Consider the following 24111-nt stretch of genomic DNA (forward strand, 5'->3'; position numbering starts at 1 on the left):
CGAATACTGTATCCGGAGCCGGTCTCAACACCATCTCTGCCGACGATCTTTCCAGCACGGCTCCAACCAATGTGAACAGGTCTGCCTCGCTCTGCACCGACGAGGCGGCGACAGCGTCTGGGAGGCGCTATTGTCGCGGCACCAACGAGACGGCCGTCGCCCGCGAGATTCAGTCTAGCCCGGCCTGCGGCGCTGCAATTCCCGTTCAGCCGAACACATGCCATCCGATCGGGCTCGTTTCAAAAATGACAATCCGGCCGGTCAGGCCGCCAGCTGACCGTCCTTGCCCCCTCCCTGCGGAGAAATGTTCAACACCTGCTTTCCAAGAAGGCTCGCTCTCGCGATCAACCGATGAGCATCCAATAGGTACCGATAAGCTTCGCGATCGGCACTCCGTTCTCTCAGAATGCGCTCCTTCTCGCCAATGCTTAGCAATTCAGCGCGCATCTGAGCCAACTGCGGTGTATTCGAGGTGAGGTTGTGCTTGTTAAGAATTGATTCCCACATCGTCTCCTCCAGTCGCACGAACTTGGACGAGTTTAGCTTACGTGATTGGCAGCAATTAACAACGATATTTGCATATTTATCGCATAATCAAAATTTGTTCCATATTTGAACCTCGCGTAACTATTTAATACCTACGAGCAAGCCGCAGCACGCAGCGAACGCCATGACGAGAATGAGGGGTTGCTGAAGCCAAACGAGGAAAGGCCGGACATCTTTGGCGAGGGACATCGTGCCGTACAGCCCCCGCGTAAGAAATAAATTGGCCAAGAGTCGCAAATCAGACCGACAATGCAAATTTTAATTTGCACATTAAATAAAGACGGAGAATATTAACGAACTGCACGAGGGGAGTGAGACCAGTGATCCGGTGGGCTGATCTGTCCGTCAAGACCAAGATAATGGTTTCGTTACGAGCGGAACATTCCGCGCGAAGCCGCAGGGATTTGGACATGACAATTGTTAAGCGCCTCCCAGAAGCTTTCGGTTGAGGTCGCAGCACTATTCAGGGTTGCCGAGCGAAAGCCGGCGGTATCCCCATTTCGCCAAGCAGGAATCCGGTCGGTTGGAGAAGCGTCGTCACGAGCAAGCTGCCCCTTGCTCGAACAACGACCCCAGGTGCGATGCCCCCCAGTTAACCCGCACCGACGAGAGCGCACTCCAGCCAGCCGGCCCTTTTATTCAACCGTCAAATTATTTCAGGGAGGCTCGCATGGGTATGATTATGGTCAAGTGCCCGCAAACCGGTCGCGCGATCCCGACCGGCATCAAATCCGATCGTGAGACTTTCCTGCGGAGCATCGTGTTTTTCGGCAATACTCGTTGTCCGACCTGTCAGGCTAATCATAACTGGTTCGCCCGCGAGGCTTGGGTCGAAGAGCCGATCATCCGGACGGCGGAGATGCTTCGCGCGGCTCCCTCGTGCTGATGCAAAAGACGTGGCCGTTCTAGAGAGTGCGTCCAAATTCCCTTTTCCTGATGCAGGCATTTTGTTGCGACGCGTTAGAATGCTCGAAAATGGAATGCGCGAAAATATTTCCGCGTATCGTCGTAAAGCGAACGGACGGCGCGATGATCCATCGCTTAGACGTTATTGGCACGTCATCACAAATTCGAGCTTCCCGTCACGGATTCGGCAAGGGCCTGTTTGGGGATGTTGTAGTGAGTAGTGGGGTTTGCAGCCTGGCTGTTCTGCGTCACGCAACGATCGAACTCGTTGGCCTGCTCGCTCAATTGCAGCGGCTCCGGGAGAAAGTACGAAGAGCGGAAGCACGTCGCTCGGGAGAAAGGGGGCGATCGGCATCCGCCTCGCGCACGCGAACGCCCCGAGCAACAAGGTATCGCACGCGGCTGTAGCCGTCGTGACCCTGACCAAGATCACCTGCAAGCGTCCTATTGTTCCGAAACTCTACGCGCGACGCGCGCTTGCGCGAGGCATCGATCGTCTCAGCGCGAGTAGCGGTCCGATGATGCGCTGCGAATATCCAGTTGTACGATGCGCATGTTTTCGGCCCGGACTAAATTCAGCGACGTGGGGCATCTTGCCGAGAATAAAGAGACGAGCAGACCACGATCACTCCTCGATCCGAATTGAGGACGGTGATCGCTGAAAGGCCGCTGATCGCTTGCTAGAATACCCGTATCGCCAGACATCCAAGCCATTGAAAAGCTTGGTGGGCGCACCAGGGCTCGAACCTGGGACCCGCTGATTAAGAGTCAGCTGCTCTACCAACTGAGCTATGCGCCCGAAAGGCGGTAAGGCCTTGCGAGGCCGGTCGTTTAGCAAAGCGATCCGGGTATGGCAAGCGATCGGCCGCAAGTTTTCCAAGGCTTCGTCCACAAGTCCAAAATAGCGAAAAGCCGCCGGATTCCAGCGGCTTCGCCAGGATTAATCGCGGGACAATCCGGCCCTGCTCAGAGCCGCCCCTCGCGGTCCCCATCCGGACCGCCGTCGCGGTCGAAACGGTCACGGTGGAAGTGCCCCATGCCACGCTCCATCATGCGGTCCATGCGGTGTTCCATGAAGTGACGGGGCAGGCCGTCTTCGCCGCCGCCGAATGGGCCGCGGTGGCGGGTCAGCACCGCGAGGCGGCGCTTCTGGCCCTCGTCCAGCGTCTTGTAGAGCGGATCGGCGGCATCGGCGATCTTCTTCAGGGCCGCGGAGCTGGCGCCCATGTCCTCGGCGCGCTGGCGCAGGCGGGCGATCGGATCCTCCGGCCTGTCGGTATCGCCGGGGCCGGCATTCATCCGCGCATTGGCGCGGTCGATGCGCAGCTTGGCGAAATCGCGCACGGCGGCCTCGACCGGCGGCCACAGCTTCTCCTGATCGGCATTGAGCTTCAGGCCGGCGTGGACGGCGGCGATCCGTGCGTCGATGAAGGCGGCGCGGTCCTCGGGGTTCATGCGCATGTGATGGAAGCGCTCCATCCACGGGCGATGATACTGAGCATAGACCGCGCCCGAGCCGGCGACGCTGAGCACGGCGATGGCAGCGATGGTGAACTTCCTCATACGGACCTCCTCTGGAAGGATGCCCTGAGGATGAGGGCGGCGCCGCCGACGCGCAACTTACAACTTGGACAGGAAGCGGTGTTCTTAGGACTACGTAACGGCTGATTTACCGCCAGCCACAATCGGAAATCGTTTGCAACAAAAAGGCTTCCGTGCAGCTGGCACGGAAGCCCCGTTCATCGTGCATCGAGATCAGTTCGTCGTGCTCTTGGCTTCCTTCTGGAACTCGTCGATCAGCGCCTGGCCGACGCGGCCTGCGGCGTCCTTGTAGACCGGCTCCATCGCCTTGCGCATCGCCTCGTCCTGCTCGGGCGTGAGCTTGATGATCTCGCTCTTGCCGCTCTTCTTGATCTCGGCGAGCGCGTCGTCGTTCTCCTTCTGCGACTGCGCGTTGCTGAAGGCGGTCGCTTCCTTCATCGCCTTGGAAAGCTGGTCGCGGATGTCGGCCGGCAAATCGTCCCAGAACTTCTTGTTCACGATCACGACGTAACCGATGTAACCGTGATTGGTCTCGGTGATGTACTTCTGCACCTCGTGCATCTTCTGGGTATAGATGTTGGACCAGGTGTTCTCCTGGCCGTCGACGACGCCGGTCTGGAGTGCCTGGTAGACTTCCGAGAACGCCATCACCTGCGGCAGCGAGCTGAGCGCCTTGAACTGGGCCTGGAGCACGCGCGAGGACTGGATGCGGAATTTCACGCCCTGATAGTCGGCAGGCGAGACCAGCTTCTTGTTGGCGCTCATCTGCTTGAAGCCATTGTCCCAATAGGCAAGTCCGGTGATGCCCTTGGCGTCCAGGAGCTTGAGCAACTTCGCGCCGAGCGGGCCCTCCGTCACCTTCCGCAGCGTCTTCAGATCGGGAAGGATGTAAGGCAGATCGAATACCTCGAATTCACGGATGCCGAGCGGGCCGAATTTCGAGTTGGACGGCGCCAGCATCTGCACGCTGCCGAGCTGGAGCGCCTCGAGCTCTTCCTTGTCCTTGTAGAGCGTCGAGTTCGGATAGACTTCGACCTTGACCTTGCCGCCGGTGTACTTCTCGGCGAGCTCCTTGAATTTCTCCGCCCCTTTGCCCTTCGGCGTGTCGGTGGCGACGACGTGGCTGAATTTGATGATGATCGGGTCGGCGCTGGCGGGGCCGACAAGGCCTAAGGCCAATGCCGCGACGGAGGCCGCGATCGCGAAGGTGCGCATAATCTCTCCCTGATGTTATTTGGGCCGCCCGGCGCGCGGGCGACCGTCCTCATGCCGGCTGCATCAATACAGGGCGGCGCGCCATGCGGCTATTGGCCGTTAGCAGGGCAGGTATTCATGGTGAATGCCACGAGCACCGCTGCGCGCCCTTTCCCGCTTTGCGAGCGGGAGAGGTGAAGCCCACGCGCATCGCCCGGAATGACAAGGCTTCGCTTGTCAGCTCGCCGCTGCCGTCGTCACCGTGTCGCGCTGGCGCTTCATGACGATCTTGTTCAGCGCGCCGAGATAGGCCTTTGCGGAGGCGACCAGCGTATCCGGATCCGCCGCGCGCGCCGTCATCGAGCGGCCGTCCTGCGACAGCCGCACCGAGACTTCAGCTTGCGCGTCGGTGCCTTCGGTCACCGCGTGAACCTGGTACAGTTCGAGCTTGGCCTCGTGCGGCACCAGGCGCTTGATGCAGTTGAACACTGCGTCGACCGGACCGTTGCCCTCGGCTTCCTCGATCTTGATCTGGCCGTCGACGTCGAGCTTCATGGTGGCGCGCTGCGGACCGTGGGTGCCGGCGATCACGGTCAGCGAGGTCAGCTTGATGCGGTCGTGCGAGGCTGCCATCTCCTCGTCAACCAACGCCTCGATGTCCTCGTCGTAGATGTCCTTCTTGCGGTCGGCCAGCGCCTTCATCCGCGTGAACGCATCTTCCAGCTGATTGGGGCCGAGCTTGTAGCCCATCTCCTCCAGCTTGTGCACGAAGGCGTGGCGGCCGGAATGCTTGCCGAGCACCAGGGAGGACTGCTTGAGGCCGACCATCTCCGGCCGCATGATCTCGTAGGTGGACGCGTCCTTCAGCACGCCGTCCTGATGGATGCCGCTCTCATGCGCGAACGCATTCCGGCCGACGATAGCCTTGTTGTACTGCACCGGGAACGAGGTCGCCGCCGACACCACCTTCGAGGCGCGGGTGAGCTGCGTCGTGTCGATCTTGTTCCAGTACGGGAATTTGTCGTTGCGCACGTTGATCGCCATCACAATCTCTTCCAGCGCGGCGTTGCCGGCGCGCTCGCCGATACCGTTGATGGTGCACTCGACCTGACGCGCGCCGCCGACGATGCCGGCCAGCGAGTTGGCGACCGCCATGCCGAGGTCGTTGTGGCAGTGCACGGAGAACACAGCCTTATCTGAATTCGGCACACGCTCGATCAGCGTCTTCATGAAGTGGGTGTATTCCTCCGGCACCGTGTAGCCGACGGTATCGGGGATGTTCACCGTGGTGGCGCCGGCCTTGATCACGGCCTCGACGATGCGGCACAGAAAGTCCATCTCGCTGCGGGTGCCGTCCTCGGCCGACCATTCGACGTCGTCGATCTGGTTGCGGGCGCGCGCGACCATCGCGACCGAGGTCTCGATTACTTGCTCCGGGGTCTTGTTCAGCTTCACCCGCATGTGCAGCGGCGAGGTCGCGATCACGGTGTGGACGCGGCCGCGCTTGGCAAATTTCACCGCCTCGGCGCAGCGGTCGATGTCGGCAGGGTGGGCGCGTGACAGGCCGGCGATGACCGAATTCTTGGAGCGGCGGGCGATCTCGCTGACGGCCTGGAAGTCGCCTTCGGAGGTGATCGGAAAGCCGGCCTCGATGACGTCCACGCCCATATCGTCCAGCAGTTCGGCGACTTCGAGCTTCTCCTCGAAGGTCATGGTGGCGCCGGGACATTGCTCGCCGTCGCGCAGCGTGGTGTCGAAAATGATGACGCGGTCCTTGTCGGACTTGTTCACGGTGGCCATTCTAGATTTCCTTTTGAGCTTTTGCGCCGTTCAGTGGTCTGGGCGCTTGAGGTGTCCGGTGATCTCGTACAACCCCTGAGCGCCCAGGCGCGTGGCGCCCAGCCGGCCCTCAGGGGCAGCTAAGAAGAAGCCCGCCAACAAGGAGGGTGGGCAGCAGCGCGGCCGGGATCGTGGCGGCGGCCACGGCCACCTCCCCCGAAATCCCATCGATTTGGCCGCGAATCAGCATTGCCAGACCCTTTGAGCCCTCAATCCTCGGTCAAAACCGTTGACGGTTGGTTGCCGGGAGGGGCTCGATCCGCCCGTTTCTAAACGAGAAACGCCTGCAACTGCAACGCCTAAAAGATAGTCAGTGGAACTGACCTAAATAGGAGAGATTGCAGCCCGCATGAAGCACAACGAAAACTGTCCCGGATACGCTTCGCTGCATCCAGGTTACCAGACGAGCGCAAGACGCGCCGGCTATCCCGTGCCAGTGCGGCGGGCGCGGGCCCTGTTCTCCCAGCGGTTCAGCATCTGACCGAGTTCGCCGGTGGCGACCACAGCGGCGCCGGCATTCGTGATCTCGTTGGTGTTCGCCGGCGCGTTGGCAGGCAGCCAGTCCGGCTCAGTGTACTCACGCCAGCGGCGCGCCTCCGCCCGCCTTTTGCGGGAGACGTAGTCCCGCGTGAAATAGCCGGCCGCAAATGCGATCGCGAGCAGGATGACCAGAACGACAACTTGCACAATGAACTCCGGCTTTATCCCCGTTAGCGCCTCCAATCCAAACGCATTCGAAGGTGACGAAATTGCGACCCGCCATCGCGCAGCGGTTTCGATTCCACCCCTCGCAACCGGCAGCGGACCGCACTAACCTCCGCCCGCTCGGCCGGATCAACCGGTCAGCGAACATGATCGGGAGGACGCGATGACACGCCAAGAGGCTCGTGACGAAGGGCAGCGTGACCAGGATGCTGCGCTTTCACGACGAACACTCGTCCAAGGAGTTGTACAAGGGCTTGCGCTCGGCGCCGCCGCCACAATGGCCGGAGCCGGCTCCGCCCTGGCCCAGACCGGCCCCGCCGCACCGCCGACGACGATCACCACCCCGCCACGCGATTTCGGTCCCCAGGGCGCGCCGACCACGTATTTCTGGGATCCCGACATCATCGCCGTCGATCCCTCCTTCAACGATCTCGCGCAGCCCAACACCGCGATCAAGCGTCTCTATACTGGCGTGCTGTGGGCCGAAGGCCCGGCCTGGAGCGCGCAGGGCCGGTATCTCTTGTAGAGCGACATTCCCAACAACCGGCAGATGCGCTGGAGCGAGGATGACGGCCGCGTCACCGTGTTCCGCACGCCCTCAAACAATTCCAACGGCAACTCATTCGACTTTCAGGGCCGCCAGCTCTCCTGCGAGCACCTGACGCGCCGGGTGACGCGTTATGAGCATGACGGCACCGCCACGGTGCTCGCGGACTCCTATCAGGGCAAGAAGCTGAATTCGCCGAACGACATCGTCGCACACCCCGACGGCAGCTATTGGTTCACCGATCCGCCCTATGGCGGCCAGCTCTACGAAGGCGAGCCCGACGTCGCGGGCGGCCCGAGCAATGCCGGCGGCAAGCTCAATCCGCGGATCGGACAGCCCGCCGGCTTCGTGCCGGGCAAGCGCGAGCTCCCGACCAACTGCTATCGCATCGACCCCTCGGGCCGTATCGATCTCGTCGTCACCGAAGACCAGGTGCCAGATCCGAACGGCCTGTGCTTCTCACCGGACTACAAGAAGCTCTACATCGCCTCGACCGGCAAGGGACCGGGCGACACCGGAGCGGGCGGCAAGGGCGAGATCTTCGTGTTCGACGTCGGCAGCGACAACAAGCTCTCCAACCCCAAGAAGTTCAGCGATTGCGTGATCGACGGCGTGAAGTGCGGGCCGGATGGCCTGCGCTGCGATGTCAACGGCAATATCTGGGCCTCCAGCAATGCCGGGCGCGCCGTCGGCTATAGCGGCGTGACGGTGTGGTCGCCGGAGGGCAAGCTGCTCGGCCGCATCCGCCTGCCGGAGGTGTGCGGCAACGTCTGCTTCGTCGGCCCCAAGCGCAACCGGCTGTTCATGGCGGCGAGCCAGTCGCTCTACGCGGTCTACACGGCGACGCAGGGCGCAGGCCCGGGCTGAGCGACACAAGCTCCATTGCGACGCTGCGCCGGCGTTCCTCGCCGGCGCCAATCGTTTTGATAATCCTTCGGCGCGCGAGGAAAAAAAGGCCATGCGTGTTGTGATCTGCGGTGGTGGCGTGATCGGCGCCTGCACCGCCTGGTTTCTTCGTCGCCGCGGCATCGACGTCATTGTGGTGGAACGGACAGAGATCGCGGCCGCAGCCTCCGGCAAGGCCGGCGGTTTCCTCGCACGCGACTGGTGCACCGGCACGCCGCTCGACGCACTGGCGCGGCGCAGCTTCGCACTTCATGCGCAACTGCCCGGGGAGATCGCGGGCGATTGGGGCTACCGCCCCATGACCGCCTATAGCGGCCTCGTTGTCCCCGATGGTGACGCACGGCGGAATCTGCCCTCGGCACTTGGCTGGCTCGCCAACGGCGTCGCCATCGCGCAAACCATCGGCACGACCGCGACGACCGCGATCGTTCACCCTCGCAAATTCACCTCGTTCGTCATGGATGCGGCGCTCACGCAAAGCGTGCAGCTTCGTCGCGGCCGGGTCAGCGGCATCGTGCGCGATGCGGATGGCATCACAGCGAGCGGCGTCCAGGTCGAGGGCAGCGTCATCGAGGCGGACGCCGTCGTCATCGCGATGGGGCCGTGGTCGCTGCTCGCGGCGCAATGGATGAACCTGCCCGCCATCTATGGCCAGCGCAGCCCGAGCATCGTTTATGACACCGGCGCGGATGTGCCAGCCGATGCGCTGTTTCTGGAGCATGAGGACAATGGCGGCGCGGTGTCGATCGAGGTTTTCCCACGTGCCGACGGCAGCACGCATATCACGGCGCTTTCCGACATCGCGCCGTTGCCGCTCGATCCCGCAGCCGTGACACCCGACCAGGACGCGATCGCGCGCCTGCAGGCGATGAGCGAGCGGTTGTCGCCGCTGTTCCGGCCCGAGAAGATCGTCGCGCGCCAGGCCTGCTTCCGCCCGGTGACGCAGGACGGTCTGCCGCTGATCGGCAGGGTGCCGCAGAGCGAGGGCCTCTACGTTGCGACTGGACACAATGTCTGGGGCATCCTCAATGCACCCGCGACCGGCGAGGCGTTGGCGCAGCTGATCGCCGAGGGCACGACGCAGATCGACCTTTCGCCATTCGAGCCCTCGCGCCTCGCCGCGCTCGATCCGTCGCTGCTGCACGCCCGTTGAACAGATGGGAGCATGCTGGCGGCACACGTGCATGGGCCTCGACCGAATCTGCATGCCTGACGTGCCCGAGTCACGCTGCACTCTATTTGCGCAGCAATGGACTTTAACCGGCCTCTCACAATCCTGAATGCAGTTTCACTTGCCGAGAATGCCCTCGCCGGTATAGTCGCGCCCCAATAGCTCACAAGAGGCTGTTCAAGGGAGAAAAACAACATGAAGAAGAGACTCTCTGTTGCGTTGCGAATTCGCTCGACGCCGCCGTGATCGGCGCGCCGGAGGACGCCGTCAGGAGTGACGTCAGTCTCCCGAGCTCCATCAAGTTAACCGCGAACTGATCGGAACGGCATCCGGGCCTTGCCTGGAGAGCCTTTCGCATGCGGTGCACGCAGCACCTTTTCCTCCAATTGGCAGCCAGATTGCCCGGCCAATCATCAATGCGAGCATTTCAGATTTTGATCGATGGCTTTGCCATCAGCGCTCTCTACGCTCTCGGTGCCACCGGCTTCACGCTGATATTCGGCGTCTCCGGCGTGCTCAACCTCTCCCACGGCGCCATCATGGTGGCCGCAGCGGTGGCGGCCTGGGCCGCCGCCAGCATTCTCAGCGTCGGCACCTATGCCGGTGCGCTGATCGGCGTCGGCGTCGCCCTCATCACGGCATTTGCCACCTATTTCGCAGTGGTGAAGCCGATCCAGGATTCGCGCCGCATTCCGAACGAGGAGAAGGAGATCTTCGTCCTCACGGGAACGCTGCTGTGGGGCATCATGATCCAGGAGCTGATCGCCTATTTCTTCACCAACAACGCCAAGACCGTGCTGCCGATCGTCGAGGGCGTGGTCGAGATCCTCGGCGTCCGCACGCCGCGCAATGAGATTTTCACGGCGATCGTCTGCTGCCTGGTCATCGCTCTGTTGTGGCTCCTCGTGAACCGCACCCGCACCGGCAAGGCCGTGCTGGCCGCCTCGATGAACCCGCGCGGCGTCACGCTGCTCGGCCTCGAGCTCACCAACATCTACGTCGTGGTGTGGGCGATCTATGGTATCCTCGCCGGCATCGCCGGCGTGCTGCTGGGCATGTTTCTGGGCGTCAGCTCCTACAGCGTCGGTCCGCTGACCGCGAGCGCGTTCTCCATCGTCGTGCTCGGCGGCCTCGGCAGCGTCTCCGGCTCGCTGATCGCGGCCTTCGTGGTCGGCTATCTCGAGACCCTGACCGCCTATCTGATCTCGCCGGCCTATCGCACCATCCCGGCGCTGCTGCTGCTCGTGTTTGTGATGTACATCCGGCCCCAGGGCCTTCTGGGGAGGCGCTGAGATGGCCACCTTCTTCACCTCTCGCCTCTTCTTCGTCTCGCTCGCGCTCGTCGTCATCGCGGCAACGCTGCCGCTCTACGTCTCTGGCTATGTGCTGGGCCTGCTCACCGTCGCATTCTATTTCGGTGTGTTCGCGATGGCCTGGGACCTCTTGTTCGGCTTTGCCGGCGAGGTCAATTTCGGGCCGACCTTCCTGATCGGCGTCGGCGCCTACACCGCCGGCATCCTCAATGCCCAGTTCGGCTGGTCGGTTTATCTCTGCATCGTCCTCGGCGCATTCGCCTCCGTCATCGCCGGTCTGGTGCTGGCGTTGCCGGCCCTGCGCGTGCGCGGGCCCTATTTCGGCCTGACCACGCTGGTCGCGGTGTTGATGCTGCAGAATTTCGTGGTGGTGTTCGCCGACCTCACCGGCGGCGAGATCGGGCTGACCATTCCCGACGTCATCTCTATCAAGGCCGGCGTGAATTACTGGATCGCGCTCGGTTTCATGACGATCTCGGCCGCAATCCTCTATGGCCTGTCGCAATCGCCGATCGGCCTCGTGCTCCAGGCCAGCGGCCAGGACCCGGTGCAGGCCGGCGCTCTGGGCTTCAACATCGTCAAGCACAAACTCGCCGCCTTCATTGTCAGCGCGTTCTTCTCCGGGCTGTCAGGCGCGCTGCTGGTATTCTACTTCGGCACCGCCTCGGTCGGCACCGTCGTCGACGTCGCGGTCGGCGTCAACGTGATCGTCTCCGCCGTGCTCGGCGGCCGGCGCACCGTGCTGGGCGCTGCGCTGGGCGCGATCTTCCTGATCGTCGCCGGCGAGTTCCTGCGGCCGACCGGTGAGCTCGCGACCTTCATCGTCTCGGCGGTCGCGCTCCTCGTCGTGCTGTTCTTCCCTGGCGGCTTCCTCGGAGCGGCCCTCTCGCGCGAGGCGCGCTCGTGATGGATATGAGGCTTCCAAACAGGGCCGTGCTCGAAGTCCGCGGCCTGACTAAACGCTTCGGCGGGTTGACCGCAGTCAAGAACCTCGGCTTCGAGGTCAATGGCGGCGAGATTTTTGGCCTGATCGGGCCGAACGGCTCGGGCAAGTCGACCGCGATGAAGACCGTGATGGGAATCGAGCGCCCGACATCAGGCGAAGTGGTCTTCGAAGGCGAGAACGTCGCCGGCCTGCCCGCGCATAAGATCGCGCGCAAGGGATTTGGCATGGTGTTCCAGCACTCGCGGCCGCTGAACCGGCAAACGGTGCTGGAGAACATCCTGGTCGCGCTGCTGCCGGACAGTCTGTTCATGCTGTTCCCCGACAAGGCGCTGATCGAGCGCGCCAAATGGATCGCCGAGCGCGTTGGGCTCGGCAATGTGATGAACCGCCGCCCGCCGACCCTGCCGTTTGCCGATCTGCGCCGGCTCGAACTCGCCAAGGCCATCGCACGTGACCCAAAGGTCGTGCTGGTCGACGAGCCCTTCGCTGGGCTGACGCGCGCCGAGGTCGAGATGTTCTCCGACCTGATCCGCAGCTTTCGCGACGAAGGCCGCGCGGTGATGCTGGTCGATCACAACGTCAAGAGCGTCGCCGCCCTCGTCGACCGCGTGCTCGCGATGTATCTCGGCGAGGAGATCGTCACCGGCAAAGCCGACGAGGTCATGAGGAACGAGACCGTGCGCCGGGTCTATCTCGGCGGCGCGATCGAGACCCATGCGCGGCCCGAGACCAGCTTCAAGGATAAGGTGCCGCTGCTCCAGGTCGAGAATGTCAGCGTGTTCTACGGCAAGGCGCAGGCGCTGGAGAACGTCTCGATCCATGTCCACGAGGGCGAGTTCGTCTCGATCGTCGGCCTCAACGGCGCCGGCAAGACCACATTGTTCAACACCATCTCCGGCTTCTTGCCCTACAGCGGCGAGATCGTGCGCGGCGGCGAGAAACTCCGCGGCACGAGACCGGCGAAGATCGCACGCAGCGGCCTCGTGCAATGTCCGGAATCACGCGAGCTGTTCGGCGAGATGAGCGTGCGCGAAAATCTCGATCTCGGCGGCCAGCATCTTTCCGACGAGAAGCGCGCCGCACAGCTCACCTGGCTGTTCGAGCTGTTCCCGATCCTGAAGGAACGCCAGAGCCAGATGGCGCAGACGCTCTCCGGCGGCGAGCAGCAGATGCTCGCGATCGGCCGTGCCCTGATGATGCAGCCGCAGATCCTGATCCTGGACGAGCCGACGCTGGGCCTTGCCCCCGTCATCCTCGAGCAACTCTCCAAGGCGCTGACCAAGCTGCGGCAGACCACATCGATCACGGTGTTGCTTGGCGAGCAGAACGTGACCTTCGCGCTGCCACATGCCGACCGCGTCTATGTGCTGGAGCATGCAAGGATCGTGTGGGAAGGCGATCCCGGCCGCTTCGCGAGCGAGGCCGGAGCCGATTTTCTTTAAGTCTGTCAACATCAACAAAAACATAGAAAGGGAAACGACCATGCGACCATCAGTTCTCGGCAGCAGCCTCCTCGCCTCCGCATTGGCCTTGTGCCTTGCCGCTCCCGCCTACGCGCAGTCGAGCGATCCGATCAAGATCGGCGTCATCGCAGAAGTGCAGTCGATCGCTGGCGCGGCGACGCCAGGCGGTGCGCAGATTGCCGCCGACGAGATCAACGCCAAGGGCGGCGTGCTCGGCCGCAAGATCGAGATCGTGACCTACGACAACAAGAGCTCGTCGGCGGATTCCGTTCGCGCTTTCCAGCGCGCCGTCAGCGAGGACAAGGTCTCCGCCGTCATCGCGAGCTATATCAGCGAGGTCGTGCTGGCGCTCGAGCCCTGGGCGGCGCGGCTGAAGATGCCGCTGATCACGCCAGGCGCGGCCTCGAACGAGATCACCAAGGCGATCCACAATGACTACGAGAAGAACAAGTACACCTTCCACGGCTATCTGACCTCGGCCGCGCAGGCCCAGCTCGTCTGCGACGCCGCCAAGGACCTGCTCGTCGACAAGCTCAAGTTCAAGACCGTGGCGATCATGAGCGAGGACGCCGCCTGGACCAAGCCGCTCGACGTCGGCTACGAGGCCTGCCTGCCGAAGGCCGGTCTGAAGGTCGTCGAGCACGTCCGCTTCTCGCCTGATACCACCGACTTCACGCCGATCTTCAACAACATCGAGAGCAAGAAGCCCGACGTGATCGTCACCGGCATCTCCCATGTCGGCGTGCAGCCGACGGTGCAGTGGAAGAACCAGCAGGTGCCGATCCCGATGTTCGGCATCAGCGCGCAGGCGCTGAGCCCGACCTTCTGGAAGGACACCAATGGCGCGGCCGACGGCATACCGTCGCTGGCGGTTGCGACACCCGACGTCGCCGTCACCCCCAAGACGAAGCCGTTCGCGGCTGCCTTCAAGGCCAAGTTCGGCGCACCGCCGGCCTATACCGGCTACACCGCCTATGACGAGGTCTACTTCATCACGGAAGCCATCAAGCGCGCCGGCTCGACCGATCCCGACAAGATGGTCGCCGAGCTCGAGAAGACCGACTACGAGGGCACGATCGGCCGCATCCAGTTCTACGGCAAGAACGACGAGTTCACCCACGGTATCAAGTCAGGCCCCGGCACTGTCACCGGCCTCGTCTTCCAGTGGCAGGATTCCAAGCAGGTCGTGGTCTGGCCCGAGAAGATCGCGGAAGGCAAGATGAAGTTTCCGAGCTTCGTGAAGCTGTCGCAGTAATCGAGCCGCGCCCATGCAAGCCCATCGCTCCCGCGCGGAGCGGTGGGCTTTTCCTTTGTCTTTCGCAGATGCGTTGTGTCGCGGCCGACGCCTATCGACCTTGGGCGATGTTGACTTTCGCCATCCTGCTCCCAATACTTCGAAAAAAACAAACACAAGACGGTTTTTGAGGGAGGATAGGATGCCGACTTCACGCAGGCAGCTGCTGAAGACATCGGCGGCTGCCGCCGCCGCACTCAGCCTCGATTGGACACGGGCCCAGGCGCAAGCCGAGAATTTGCGCATCGGCTTGATTTACGACCTCACCGGCCCCTTTGCCGCCGGCGGCTCGGTCGCCTCCTCGGTCGGCGCGCAGATCGCCATCGACCTCGTCAACGAGAAGGGCGGCATCGGCGGCAAGACCAAGATCGTGCCGGTCGCCGCCGACTCCCAGAGCAAGGCGGACGTCGCGATCAACGAGGCCGAGCGGCTGATCAGCCAGGAAAAGATCGACATCATCAACGGCGTCTATTCCAGCGCGCACGCGGTGCCGATGGCGGCGAAGGTGGAGCAGCAGAAGAAGATCCTCTGGATCACGACCGCGGTCTCGACCGCCGTGTTCAAGGACAAGAACCTGCAATACGTGTTTCGCGCCCAGATTCATTCCGACCAGTACGGCCAGGCCTTTGCAAGCTTCATCACCGAGCATGCGAAAGCCAAGCTCGGCATCGATCCGAAGGAGGTCAAGGTCGCGTTAATCCACGAGGACGGCCCCTATGGCGTCGGCGTTGCCTCCGCCGACGAGGCCTATGCCAAGGAGGCCGGCATCCAGGTCGTGCTGCGCGAAGGGTATTCGGCCTCCGCGCCCGATCTTTCGGTGCTGGTGACAAAAATCAAGCGTGCCAAGGCCGACGTGATCTCGCATGCCGGCTACAACCCCGACATCACCCTGTTCCTGCGCCAGGCCCGCGAGAGCGGTTTGCGCTTCAAGATGCTGTTCGGGGCCGGCGCCGGCTACAGCCAGCTCGACAAGCTGCGCGCGACTTTCGGTGCCGACATCGACAATTTCTGCAACATCGATCCGGTGCCGGCGCAGTTGCTCGATCCCGCCAAGCTCGCGCCGGGCATGGGCGACCTGATCAAGACCATGGTTTCGCGCTACCAGGCCAAGACCGGCGCGACCGACGTGCCGCCGCACTGCTCGATGGGTTTCAACCAGACCTGGGTGCTGCTCAACAACGTGCTGCCCGTCGCCAAGGAGAAGTACGGCAGCTTCGACCCCGAAGCCATCCGCAAGGCAGCGCTCGACGTCGACATCCCCGCCGGCGGCACCATCCAGGGCTATGGCGTGAAATTCTTCCGGCCGGGCACGCCGCTCTCCGGCCAGAACGAGCGCTCGACCCCGGTCGTGATGCAGAACGCCGGCGAGCACATCTCGGTGGTGTGGCCGACGAACATCCGCACGCGGGAGCCGGTCTTCCCGCTACCGAAGGGCTCGACCTACGGGGCGTGAGACGGCTGCGCTCTCGTGCCGCCCTCCCCTGGACGGGCTATCGCATATGAATTTTTGGAGCGGCCTGAGCAAACGCCTCGTCCTTCGAGACGCCCGCTGCGTGGGCTCTCAGGACGAGGCTAATTGGCATAGGGCCCGTTGAAACTGCTGCCGCACACTCCGCCCTCATCCTGAGGAGCCCGCCAAAGCGGGCGTCTCGAAGGATGCGCCGCATGGAAGCCGCTTCCCATATGCGATTGCCCTCCCTCGAGAGGATGGTAAGAGAGCTATGCCCTTACAACACCACCCTTCTCCCCTCCTCCGCCGCCCAATAGCCCGCGTAGTTCACCTTGATGGTCTCGTACGCGAGCGCGAGGTCCGACAGCGGCTGCCGTCCCGTCGCGGCGCATTCCATGAAGTCCTGGATCTCCTGCAAGTAGCCGCGCGTCCATTCCTCCTCGAGGCAGACATATTGCCAGCCGGTTTTCCGATCGACCTTTTCAGTGATGTAGACGCTGGCGAGCTTCTCCTCGCTGGTCTGGTAGCTCATGAGATGCGTGTTCGGGGTGATGTTGGCGAACAGTGAGCCGCCGCTCGTGTGGGTCTCGATCAGGTTGCGCACACCGCCCATGATCATGTCGCCGGAGAACACCGTCGCCTTGGTGCCGTCGGAGAAGGTCGCAGTCAGCGTGCCCCAATCCTCGACATCGATCGGATTGGCCTTGATATAGGTGCGTTCTTCGGGCCTGAGGCCAGCGGTGACGTTGCCGACGTCGCAAGTGACGCTGCCGACGCGAATGGTCTCGCCGCGCGCCCTTGCCTCGACCCGTTTGAGGTAGAGCACGGCCGAGAGCGGGTGACAGCCCATGCGGATCAGCGAGCCGCCGCCGGTCATCGCCCATTGCGCGGCATGTGCGGCGTGTGAGCCGGAATGGCTCTCCTCGCCCTTCATGAACAGGATCTTGTCGCCGGTAGCCCTGATGATCTCCGCGGTCTTGGTCACCGCGGGCGCGTAGATCCAGTCCTCGGCATACATGAACAATTTGCCGCTACGCTCGATCGCGGCCCGCGTCGCGTCCATCTCCTCGAGCACGCGCTCGTACATCAGCGCCTTCGGCACGCGCTTGCCGATCGGCTGTTCGTCGCCGTTGTGGCCGAAATAGCCGGCGAAGGGCTTTTCGCAGATGACGTGCTTGCCCGCCTGCATGGCGGCGACGATCATCTCGGCATGGAGATTGGGCGGGGTGCAGATGTCGATGACATCGAGCTCACGGTCCGCAATCACTTCCGCGAAGCTGCGATAGACCCGCGGGATATGGTGGCGGGTCGCAAACTCGATCACGTGATCGCCGCGCGCGGCCACCGCCGCGACCTCGACGTCGACGCCATAGACGCGCTGGAACGCATACATGTGCAGCTCCGACACGAAGCCGCAGCCGACGAGTCCGACTCTGATTCTGGCCATAGCGCCCCTCACCCTTGCTTTGGGAGGCACTATAACCCGCTGGCCGGCCTAATCCACCGAGACCCGCACCACGCCGGCGCTCATCATGCCGAGCGCCCGCGCGGCCGGTACTGAAAGATCGACGATGCGGCCGCGGATGAACGGGCCACGATCGTTGACGCGGCACTGGATCGTTCGACCGCTATAGGACACTCTCAGCACGGTGCCGAAAGGACGCGTCCGGTGCGCGCATGTCAGTTCGCCGCCTCTGCCAGCCTTGGCGTATCCGTAGTACGAAGCAAGCCCGCTTTCGGCGTGGGCAGCAGAAAAGGCAAAAAGCAAAAAGCTGGCAAGAAACACCAATAGCGTCTGCGCTTGCACGGCACCCTCCCGGTTGCCCAGCCCGGCGCTGCAAACGTCGCTTTGTTCCCCAAAGTTCCGGAAACAGTGCCGGGCAACGCCCGGCAGTACCATCACACTTTGTTACTGTTTGTGGAACACCAGCGTGCGCACCTCGATGCTCTCGCGCGGCGCGGCATCTGGCGGCGTGGTCGGATCGACGAAGGCGGTGTGTGCGGCCCGAACCGCGTGCGGCCATCGGTTGCGGAATCATAGCACTTGAGCAGCAGCGCCTCGTCTGAGGTCATCTCGGGGAAATAGAACCAGCGGTGGTTCGGATTGTACCTTACCGAATAGGTCTCGCCGCGACGATTGGGATAGATCAAATCGGAAGCGACGAGATCGTCGGGCGCAACCGTCGTGCCGTCGGCCATTGCCAGCGGTGAATCGCGCAAAGGGCCGCGGATCGGCCGCCACAGATTGATCACCTTGACGCGAGCCTTCAGCAATTCTTCGGCTTCGTCAGGCAGATGCTCGCGCACGCGGTTGGCGCCGGAGACGGCGGTCTGGTCGACATGCACGCGCGTCGCCGGCTGGCGCGGGCCACCGCCACGAATGTCGGCGGCACCCTCGATGCGCTTGCGCACGGTGTGGTCGAAGATGAAGACACGATCGGCCTTCAGCGTCGCGCGCAGGAACGCCTCCACGGCGGGATAATAGACCGCCCTGACCTCCTCCTCGTTGTAGAAATCCTTCACGCGGGTCGGATGACGCACCAGCGCGAAGCCTTTGCGATCAAGCGAGAAATTCTGCGCAATCAGCCGCGCATCAAAGATCGGGACCTGATGCGGCTCGGCAATCGCCGTGCTCTTCGGCTCGCCCGGCGGGGGATCGAAGGCGTAGGTACGCGGCTTGCCTGAGACCGGCGCGAGATAGTTGAGTTCGGCGGTGACGAAGGGAAGCGATTCGATTTTTGTTTCTTGTAGGCCCATGGCCGGTCTCCCGATGTGGTCGTCTAAAGCATCTCGGCGGGAAGTGGCGTGGCGCAAGGGAGCGGGCGCAAATAGCAATGGGGATGTTGTCGGGGACGCGAAATGCAGAAGGAACGTTTCGAGAGCGGCTTTTCGCGTAGAAGGGCGCACTCTCATTTCACGGACGCTTGAGCAATGCGTGAGATCTCGTGCCTCGGACGCCGCCGTGTCCGGAACAAGAGTGTATCCTACTCTAGCAGCGCACCGGACACGTGAGACGGATCATTCCGCGGCCGCGCCGCGGACAGCCTGATGCTTCGCAATCAGTTCACGCGTCAGCGGGATCAGCTCGCGGCCATATTCGATGGCATCAATCAGCGGATCGAAGCCGCGTATCAGGAAATGGCTGATACCGAGGTCGTAATAGTCGCCAAAGGCTTCCGCGACCTGCTCGGGCGTACCGACCAGCGCGGTGGTGTTGCTGTTGGCGCCGGTGAGCTTCGCGATCTCGGTCCAGAGCCGCTTGTCGATGCGGCTGCCCTGGTCGGCGAGTGCGAGCAGGCGCCGCGCGCCGGCCGTGGCGTGGCCGTCGGCGGGCTTGCGGTAGCCGGTCTTGTCCTGAACCGCGGTCGCGCGCGCCAGAATGTCCTCCGCCTTCTCCCAGGCCTGCTTCTCCGTCGGCGCGATGATCGGCCGCACTGACAGGCTGAAGCGCGGGGTCGGCCGCCCGTGCCGGACCGCCGCGTTGTGGACGCGGGAAGTGACGTCGCGTACCTGCGCATAGGATTCACCCCACAGCGCGAAGGTGTCGGCGTGCTTGCCGGCAACGTCGATCGCCGCATCGGAAGCACCGCCGAAATAGACGCGGATGCCTTCCGGGCGATACGGCTTCACTTGCGAAAAGGCGTTCTCGACCTGGTAGTACTTGCCCCTGTAGGTGAACGGCTTGTCGCTGGTCCATTCCAGCTTGAGGACGTCGAGGAATTCGGAAGTGCGAGCGTAGCGCTCGTCCTTGTCGTCGAGCGTGTTGCCGTCCTGCCGGAGCTCGGTGGCATTGCCCCCGGTGATGACATGGATCGCGACGCGGCCGCGCGAGAATTGGTCGAGCGCCGCGAACTGCCGCGCCAGCAGCGTCGGGGCGGTGAAGCCGGGCCGCTGCGCGATCAACACGTTCAGGCGATCGGTGACGCCGAGGACGTGCTGCGCGACCTGGAGCGCATCGGGCGAGGTCGAATGAAACGCCAGCAGCGCACGATCGAAGCCGGCATTCTCATGCGCTTTCGCCACCGTCTCGATGTGGGTCGGATTGAGCACCGGCCCTTCGCGGACGATGGTCTCGGACGAATTGTTGTTGCTGATGAAGCCGATGAACTGGATCGACATGACCGTCTCCCTGATTTTTTCTGAAAGCTAGAGGCCCAATGCGGCGCGGCCGAGACCGCTGCGCGTGGAATCGTCCTGCGGCGTGTGCACGCGCCCGCACAGCACGTCGCGATAGTGGCGCTCCAGCGGATTGGTGCAACTGAGGCCGTGATTGCCGGAGAGCGACAGCGCATCCTCGACCGCCGCGACGGCATTGTTGGTGACGGTGAGCTTGATGACGTTGGACTCGCTCGCCGAGAGCTGGACGCCATCATCGAAATCACGCGCAAATGATTCGATCAGCCGTGCATTGACCGCGAGCCGCGCCTCGATGGCACCGACAATCTCCTGCGCCCGCGGCAAGCTCGCGAGCGGCGCGCCGAGGGCGGCGGGAACGCGCTGCTTCAGGAACGTGATCAGCCAGTCGCGCGCGGCGCGGCCGACGCCGTCATAGATCGCGGCAACGAACACCGTATGGATGGTCGCCTGCGTCATGTCGGGCGTGCGCCAATCCGCCGGCTTGCGGACATCGACCTCGGCGTCGAGCGGGATCACGACGTCGTTGAAGATGACGTCATGACTGCCGCTGGCACGAAGGCCGTGGTGGTCCCAGGTCTCGACGATGCGCGTGCCCGGCAGGCCCGCCGGCACCAGGAACTGCCCGACCCGCGGCTCCGCCTCGTCGGTCCGCGCCCAGACCAGGTACCATTTCAGGATCGGCGATCCCGTCGCATAGATCTTGTGACCGGAGAGGCGCCAGCCGGTTTCGGTGCGCCGCGCGATCGTCGCCGGCAGACCGCCGCGCGCGGGCGAGCCGAGCTCCGGCTCGACGCGCAGCGCGTTGATCAGCGCCAGGCCCTCGACGCTTTCGCACGCAAGCTTGCGTGACAGCCGCGCCGGCCAGGTCGGGCTCCGCGGCATGACGAGATGATTGATGTAATGCATTGACAGCACCAGCGCCGTCGACGGATCGGCCTTGCCGATGATGCCGATCACGCGCGCGGCGTATCGTGCGCCGGCGCCGGCCCCACCATGAGCCGCAGGAACCGTGAGCGACAACAGGCCCGCTTCGGAGAGCTCGCGAAAATTCTGGAAAGGGAAGCTGCCATTGCGGTCATGCTCGGCGGCGCGTGCGGCAAAACCTGCTGCCAACTCTTCAGCACGCGCGATGTAATCGGGCTCGGCGGGGGCCGTGCGTCCTTTGGCTACGGGAGTCACCATGTCGCGTCCAACCCCAGCAGACCGAGAATCTGGCGGCGCAGATCGGCCAGATAGGGATCGCCGCGGTGGCGCGGATAGGGCCGATCGACACGGATGTCGGCCTTGACCCCTGCCGGGCGGTCACTGAAGACGATGACGCGGTTGGCGAGCACCAAGGCTTCCTCGGCATCGTGCGTCACCAGCAGCGTGGTAAAGCCCCTGCGCTGCCACACCGAGACAAGCTCGGCCTGCATGGTGATGCGGGTCAGCGAGTCGAGTTTTCCCAATGGCTCGTCGAGAACCAGGATCTTGGGATCGTTCACTAGCGCTCGCGCCAACGCGACGCGCTGCGCCATGCCGCCGGAGAGCTGGTGCGGATAAGCGTTGCGGAAAGACGACAGCCCGACGAGATCGAGAGCATCGTCGACGCGGTGGCGCTGGCTCTTCAAAATGCCCTGGGCCTCGAGGCCCAGAGCGACGTTGTCCCAGACCGACCGCCAGGGAAACAGGGTCGGATCCTGGAACACGACCACGCGCGAGGGATGTGGACTGATGATGCGGCTCTCGTCCTCGCGCAGCGTTCCGGACCTCGGCTTATCGAGGCCGGCGACGAGCCGCAGCAAGGTCGACTTGCCGCAACCGGAGGGACCGAGCAGCGCGACAAACTCGCCGGGCTCGACGGAGATGCTGACGTCGCTGAGAACGGGCAGCTCGGCGCCGTCGATGTCGAAGGCATGGCTGACCTGCTCGATATCGAGCGCGGCTCCGGCAGCCGGACGCGCGATCGCTTGAGCCAGAGCTACCATTTGACAGTCCCCTTCTGCCAGACCAGCAGGCGGTCGCGGATCGAAAACAGCAGCGTGATCGCGCCGGAGCAGAGCAGCGACATCACGATCAATGCCGCATACATGTTGGCATAGGCGGCCCAGCCCTGCGCCCATTGCAGGTACCAGCCGAGGCCCGCCTTGACACCGATCATCTCGGCGACGACGAGCACCGCGAAGGACGCGCCGAGGCCCATGAACAGCCCGACGAACACGTGCGGCAGTGCCGCCGGAATCGCGACCTTCAGCACCAGGAAGGACGGCTTGGCCCCCAAGGTCCGCGCGACGTCGTAATAGGCGTTGCTGACGCTGGCGACGCCGGACCAGGTCAAGACGGTGACCGGAAAGCCGGTCGCCAGCGCGATCAGGAAGGTCGAGGCGCTCCAGCTCGACGGGAACGTGAAGAAGGCAATCGGCAGCCACGCGGTCGCCGGCAACGGACCGATGAAGCGCAGCACCGGATGCATCCAATAACCGACTGCACGCGACCAGCCGATCGAGACGCCGGTCAGAAAGCCGATCGTGGCGCCGACCAGATAACCGCCGAGCTGGAGTTTTACGGACGCAAAGACACTGTCGAGCAGCTTTGGCAGATCATCGGTATAGACCTCGACGATCGATTGCGGCGGCGGAAAGAACGGCAGCGGCAGCCAGGCGAATTTTGCTGTCGCGACCTCCCACAAGGTCAGGAACGCGCCGAGCGCCACTAGCCAGGGCGCGCGCTTGCGCAAGCCGCGGCCTGCGGAGCCGAGATAATCGGCAGCCACCGTTCCGAACAGGGCGACGGCAGCGACGATGAAGGCTGCAATGCCGACCGAATGCGTGCGCGACCAGTCGCCGACATCCTGCCACCACAGGCAGGACAGGCCAAAGCCGATCCAGGCGATGCTTGCGAGCACGCCGGCGCCGGTCTCCCGGACCCACTTCGCAAGCAGTGGCGCGCGAGAGAGGCGCGGCGCGCCGGAGGCGAGGCCGTCAGACAGCGAATACGTCGACATAGATGCGCTCCGCGAATTTGGCCGTGTCGGTGCTCGGCTTGAAGACCTGCACGCTCTTCAGATCATCGGCATAGGCCTTGAGCTCGCGCTTGAGCGCGTCGCCGACCGGATGATGGTGGTGGGTGTGATAGCGCACCATGCCCTCGATGTCGGCGAGCGTGGCCGCCTTCGGTGCGTAGGGCTGGAACGATTGTGCGGCAATCGTCGCATTCTGCGCGGTGAACATCGCGGCATCGAGCAGCGCTTGCGTGATCGCGCGGGCGATCTGCGGCTCCTCGCGCACCAGGCTGCCGCGCACGCCGAGGATGCAGCAGCTCTTTTCGCGATACTCGCCGTCGAGATTGGAAGCGACTTCCTTGTACTGAGTATCCTTCAGCCAGAGATAGGCGAGCGGATCGGAGGACAGGAAGGCCTGCACCTCGCCCTTCTCCACGGCGACGTTGAGCAAATTGCCGGGATAGGCGCGCCAATCGACGTCTTTGATCGGATCGATGCCGAGCTTGGCGAGCTGGATCGAGAAGAAATTCTTGTCGGGGCCGGCGAGGTCGCCGACCGCGACGATCTTGCCCTTGAGATCGGCGAGCTTCGCGACGCCGGAATCGCTGCGCGACAGCACCCGCATGCAGCCGCCATGGGTGCCGGCGGCGATCTTGACGTCAAACCCCTGCTCCAGCGGCTTCAGCCAGCGCAGCGCCATGCCGAGGCCGGCGTCGCTCTTTCCGGTCGCGATCGCCTCGAGCAACTGGTCGGTCGAGCCGGAATAGTTGACGAGTTCGACGTCGAGATTGTGCTTCTGGAAGAAGCCGTGCTCGATGGCGACCGGCACGGGCGCGAGGCAGACCGCGCCGGCATTCCACGACAGTTTCAGCTTGCGCGGAGCGCCAGTGAGCGCAGGTGCATTCGATGCCGTCTGGCACAATGGAAATTCCGAGAAGTCGACGCCGGGCGCGAACCCGCGCGGCGCAAACGCGTGTGCCGCACCAAGAGCGCCGAACGGCGCAGCGAAGGCTGCCGCAAGCCCCGCCTGGAGCAGATGGCGCCGGTCGAGCCTCGATCCACTGCGCTTGTCGTCGTTGCTCATCGGTCCCACTCCTGCGCTGGCACGGCTCCGCTACATGCGCAACGGCTCGCTTGCGCATGTTCCGTACGGAGCTGCGTTTGAGAGAAAA

At 63.5% G+C, this 24111-nt stretch carries 20 protein-coding genes, 1 tRNA gene and 2 pseudogenes; 8 read left to right on the forward strand and 15 right to left on the reverse strand.

The annotated features are described in order from the left end of the window. Positions 1 to 261 precede the first annotated feature (261 nt). Positions 262 to 507 (reverse strand): hypothetical protein, encoded by a 246-nt coding sequence (locus tag IVA87_RS24365; RefSeq protein WP_247335353.1) that lies wholly within the window; start codon positions 505 to 507, stop codon positions 262 to 264. 709 nt (positions 508 to 1216) lie between these two features. On the opposite strand from IVA87_RS24365, the gene IVA87_RS24370 reads away from it, so the two are divergent. Beyond that, on the forward strand, positions 1217 to 1432 hold the full coding sequence (locus IVA87_RS24370) for a hypothetical protein (RefSeq protein ID WP_247335355.1): 216 nt from the start codon (positions 1217 to 1219) through the stop codon (positions 1430 to 1432). Between the two features lie 176 nt (positions 1433 to 1608). On the opposite strand, the gene IVA87_RS35180 is transcribed toward IVA87_RS24370, so the two are convergent. The 6 genes from IVA87_RS35180 to IVA87_RS24395 form a co-directional block, all read right to left on the reverse strand. Beyond that, positions 1609 to 1737 (reverse strand): hypothetical protein, encoded by a 129-nt coding sequence (locus IVA87_RS35180; RefSeq protein ID WP_256466502.1) that lies wholly within the window; start codon positions 1735 to 1737, stop codon positions 1609 to 1611. A 438-nt stretch (positions 1738 to 2175) separates the two neighbouring features. Next, positions 2176 to 2251, reverse strand: a tRNA-Lys gene (locus IVA87_RS24375). A gap of 167 nt (positions 2252 to 2418) precedes the next feature. Continuing rightward, positions 2419 to 3015 carry a Spy/CpxP family protein refolding chaperone gene (locus IVA87_RS24380; RefSeq protein WP_247278590.1) on the reverse strand — a complete coding sequence of 199 codons (597 nt, stop codon included), beginning with the start codon at positions 3013 to 3015 and terminating at the stop codon, positions 2419 to 2421. A gap of 192 nt (positions 3016 to 3207) precedes the next feature. Then, positions 3208 to 4209, reverse strand: coding sequence for a TRAP transporter substrate-binding protein (locus tag IVA87_RS24385; RefSeq protein WP_247335359.1), 1002 nt, complete (start codon positions 4207 to 4209; stop codon positions 3208 to 3210). 216 nt (positions 4210 to 4425) lie between these two features. Next, a complete protein-coding gene (locus tag IVA87_RS24390; protein ID WP_247278588.1) occupies positions 4426 to 5988 on the reverse strand; it encodes a 2-isopropylmalate synthase in 1563 nt (520 codons plus the stop codon). Positions 5989 to 6450: 462 nt separating this feature from the next. Further along, positions 6451 to 6717 (reverse strand): hypothetical protein, encoded by a 267-nt coding sequence (locus IVA87_RS24395; RefSeq protein ID WP_247335605.1) that lies wholly within the window; start codon positions 6715 to 6717, stop codon positions 6451 to 6453. A gap of 178 nt (positions 6718 to 6895) precedes the next feature. Between IVA87_RS24395 and IVA87_RS24400 the strand changes: the two are divergent. The 7 genes and pseudogenes from IVA87_RS24400 to IVA87_RS24430 all read left to right on the forward strand — a co-directional run bounded on the left by IVA87_RS24400 (position 6896) and on the right by IVA87_RS24430 (position 15825). Next, positions 6896 to 8146: pseudogene (locus IVA87_RS24400) on the forward strand (SMP-30/gluconolactonase/LRE family protein). 91 nt (positions 8147 to 8237) lie between these two features. Next, the gene (locus tag IVA87_RS24405) at positions 8238 to 9338 is read left to right on the forward strand and encodes an FAD-dependent oxidoreductase (protein WP_247335361.1); all 1101 of its coding nucleotides are present in this window, start codon (positions 8238 to 8240) and stop codon (positions 9336 to 9338) included. A 434-nt stretch (positions 9339 to 9772) separates the two neighbouring features. Beyond that, entirely contained in the window at positions 9773 to 10648 is an 876-nt protein-coding gene (locus tag IVA87_RS24410) for a branched-chain amino acid ABC transporter permease (RefSeq protein ID WP_247306385.1), read from the forward strand. Position 10649: 1 nt separating this feature from the next. Beyond that, complete coding sequence (locus IVA87_RS24415) at positions 10650 to 11576, forward strand: branched-chain amino acid ABC transporter permease (protein WP_247335362.1); 927 nt, start codon at positions 10650 to 10652, stop codon at positions 11574 to 11576. After that, positions 11576 to 13057 carry an ATP-binding cassette domain-containing protein gene (locus IVA87_RS24420; RefSeq protein ID WP_247306388.1) on the forward strand — a complete coding sequence of 494 codons (1482 nt, stop codon included), beginning with the start codon at positions 11576 to 11578 and terminating at the stop codon, positions 13055 to 13057. Before IVA87_RS24415 ends, IVA87_RS24420 begins: the two co-directional genes overlap by 1 nt. Before the next feature lie 40 nt (positions 13058 to 13097). Next, the gene (locus tag IVA87_RS24425) at positions 13098 to 14333 is read left to right on the forward strand and encodes an ABC transporter substrate-binding protein (protein ID WP_247335363.1); all 1236 of its coding nucleotides are present in this window, start codon (positions 13098 to 13100) and stop codon (positions 14331 to 14333) included. Positions 14334 to 14514: 181 nt separating this feature from the next. Continuing rightward, on the forward strand, positions 14515 to 15825 hold the full coding sequence (locus IVA87_RS24430; RefSeq protein WP_247306393.1) for an ABC transporter substrate-binding protein: 1311 nt from the start codon (positions 14515 to 14517) through the stop codon (positions 15823 to 15825). 274 nt (positions 15826 to 16099) lie between these two features. On the opposite strand, the gene IVA87_RS24435 is transcribed toward IVA87_RS24430, so the two are convergent. From IVA87_RS24435 to IVA87_RS24470, 8 genes and pseudogenes are all read right to left on the reverse strand, one after another. Then, complete coding sequence (locus IVA87_RS24435; protein ID WP_247335364.1) at positions 16100 to 17269, reverse strand: Gfo/Idh/MocA family oxidoreductase; 1170 nt, start codon at positions 17267 to 17269, stop codon at positions 16100 to 16102. Between the two features lie 48 nt (positions 17270 to 17317). Continuing rightward, a complete protein-coding gene (locus IVA87_RS24440) occupies positions 17318 to 17629 on the reverse strand; it encodes a septal ring lytic transglycosylase RlpA family protein (RefSeq protein WP_247335365.1) in 312 nt (103 codons plus the stop codon). Between the two features lie 102 nt (positions 17630 to 17731). Further along, positions 17732 to 18579: pseudogene (locus IVA87_RS24445) on the reverse strand (CmcJ/NvfI family oxidoreductase). Positions 18580 to 18840: 261 nt separating this feature from the next. Continuing rightward, positions 18841 to 19941: an LLM class flavin-dependent oxidoreductase gene (locus IVA87_RS24450; protein ID WP_247335366.1), complete on the reverse strand. Its 1101-nt coding sequence runs from the start codon at positions 19939 to 19941 to the stop codon at positions 18841 to 18843. A 27-nt stretch (positions 19942 to 19968) separates the two neighbouring features. Beyond that, positions 19969 to 21141, reverse strand: coding sequence for an acyl-CoA dehydrogenase family protein (locus IVA87_RS24455; RefSeq protein WP_247335368.1), 1173 nt, complete (start codon positions 21139 to 21141; stop codon positions 19969 to 19971). After that, positions 21135 to 21926: an ABC transporter ATP-binding protein gene (locus tag IVA87_RS24460; protein ID WP_247335371.1), complete on the reverse strand. Its 792-nt coding sequence runs from the start codon at positions 21924 to 21926 to the stop codon at positions 21135 to 21137. The genes IVA87_RS24455 and IVA87_RS24460 overlap by 7 nt, the downstream gene beginning before the upstream one ends. Beyond that, positions 21920 to 22942 carry an ABC transporter permease subunit gene (locus tag IVA87_RS24465; protein WP_247335374.1) on the reverse strand — a complete coding sequence of 341 codons (1023 nt, stop codon included), beginning with the start codon at positions 22940 to 22942 and terminating at the stop codon, positions 21920 to 21922. Before IVA87_RS24465 ends, IVA87_RS24460 begins: the two co-directional genes overlap by 7 nt. Next, on the reverse strand, positions 22920 to 24023 hold the full coding sequence (locus IVA87_RS24470) for an ABC transporter substrate-binding protein (RefSeq protein ID WP_247335376.1): 1104 nt from the start codon (positions 24021 to 24023) through the stop codon (positions 22920 to 22922). Before IVA87_RS24470 ends, IVA87_RS24465 begins: the two co-directional genes overlap by 23 nt. Positions 24024 to 24111: the final 88 nt, after the last annotated feature.

The sequence above is a fragment of the Bradyrhizobium sp. 147 genome (genome assembly GCF_023073935.1).
Classification (GTDB): Bacteria; Pseudomonadota; Alphaproteobacteria; order Rhizobiales; family Xanthobacteraceae; genus Bradyrhizobium.

Coding starts and splice junctions, on each gene's coding strand:
- IVA87_RS24380 (WP_247278590.1), bottom strand. CDS start 3,015: ATGAGGAAGTTCACCATCGCTGCCATCGCCGTGCTCAGCGTCGCCGGC.
- IVA87_RS24420 (WP_247306388.1), top strand. CDS start 11,576: ATGGATATGAGGCTTCCAAACAGGGCCGTGCTCGAAGTCCGCGGCCTG.
- IVA87_RS24450 (WP_247335366.1), bottom strand. CDS start 19,941: ATGTCGATCCAGTTCATCGGCTTCATCAGCAACAACAATTCGTCCGAG.
- IVA87_RS24415 (WP_247335362.1), top strand. CDS start 10,650: ATGGCCACCTTCTTCACCTCTCGCCTCTTCTTCGTCTCGCTCGCGCTC.
- IVA87_RS24385 (WP_247335359.1), bottom strand. CDS start 4,209: ATGCGCACCTTCGCGATCGCGGCCTCCGTCGCGGCATTGGCCTTAGGC.
- IVA87_RS24410 (WP_247306385.1), top strand. CDS start 9,773: ATGCGAGCATTTCAGATTTTGATCGATGGCTTTGCCATCAGCGCTCTC.
- IVA87_RS24455 (WP_247335368.1), bottom strand. CDS start 21,141: ATGGTGACTCCCGTAGCCAAAGGACGCACGGCCCCCGCCGAGCCCGAT.
- IVA87_RS24430 (WP_247306393.1), top strand. CDS start 14,515: ATGCCGACTTCACGCAGGCAGCTGCTGAAGACATCGGCGGCTGCCGCC.
- IVA87_RS24365 (WP_247335353.1), bottom strand. CDS start 507: ATGTGGGAATCAATTCTTAACAAGCACAACCTCACCTCGAATACACCG.
- IVA87_RS24470 (WP_247335376.1), bottom strand. CDS start 24,023: ATGAGCAACGACGACAAGCGCAGTGGATCGAGGCTCGACCGGCGCCAT.
- IVA87_RS24425 (WP_247335363.1), top strand. CDS start 13,098: ATGCGACCATCAGTTCTCGGCAGCAGCCTCCTCGCCTCCGCATTGGCC.
- IVA87_RS24465 (WP_247335374.1), bottom strand. CDS start 22,942: ATGTCGACGTATTCGCTGTCTGACGGCCTCGCCTCCGGCGCGCCGCGC.
- IVA87_RS24390 (WP_247278588.1), bottom strand. CDS start 5,988: ATGGCCACCGTGAACAAGTCCGACAAGGACCGCGTCATCATTTTCGAC.
- IVA87_RS24370 (WP_247335355.1), top strand. CDS start 1,217: ATGGGTATGATTATGGTCAAGTGCCCGCAAACCGGTCGCGCGATCCCG.
- IVA87_RS24405 (WP_247335361.1), top strand. CDS start 8,238: ATGCGTGTTGTGATCTGCGGTGGTGGCGTGATCGGCGCCTGCACCGCC.
- IVA87_RS24460 (WP_247335371.1), bottom strand. CDS start 21,926: ATGGTAGCTCTGGCTCAAGCGATCGCGCGTCCGGCTGCCGGAGCCGCG.
- IVA87_RS24435 (WP_247335364.1), bottom strand. CDS start 17,269: ATGGCCAGAATCAGAGTCGGACTCGTCGGCTGCGGCTTCGTGTCGGAG.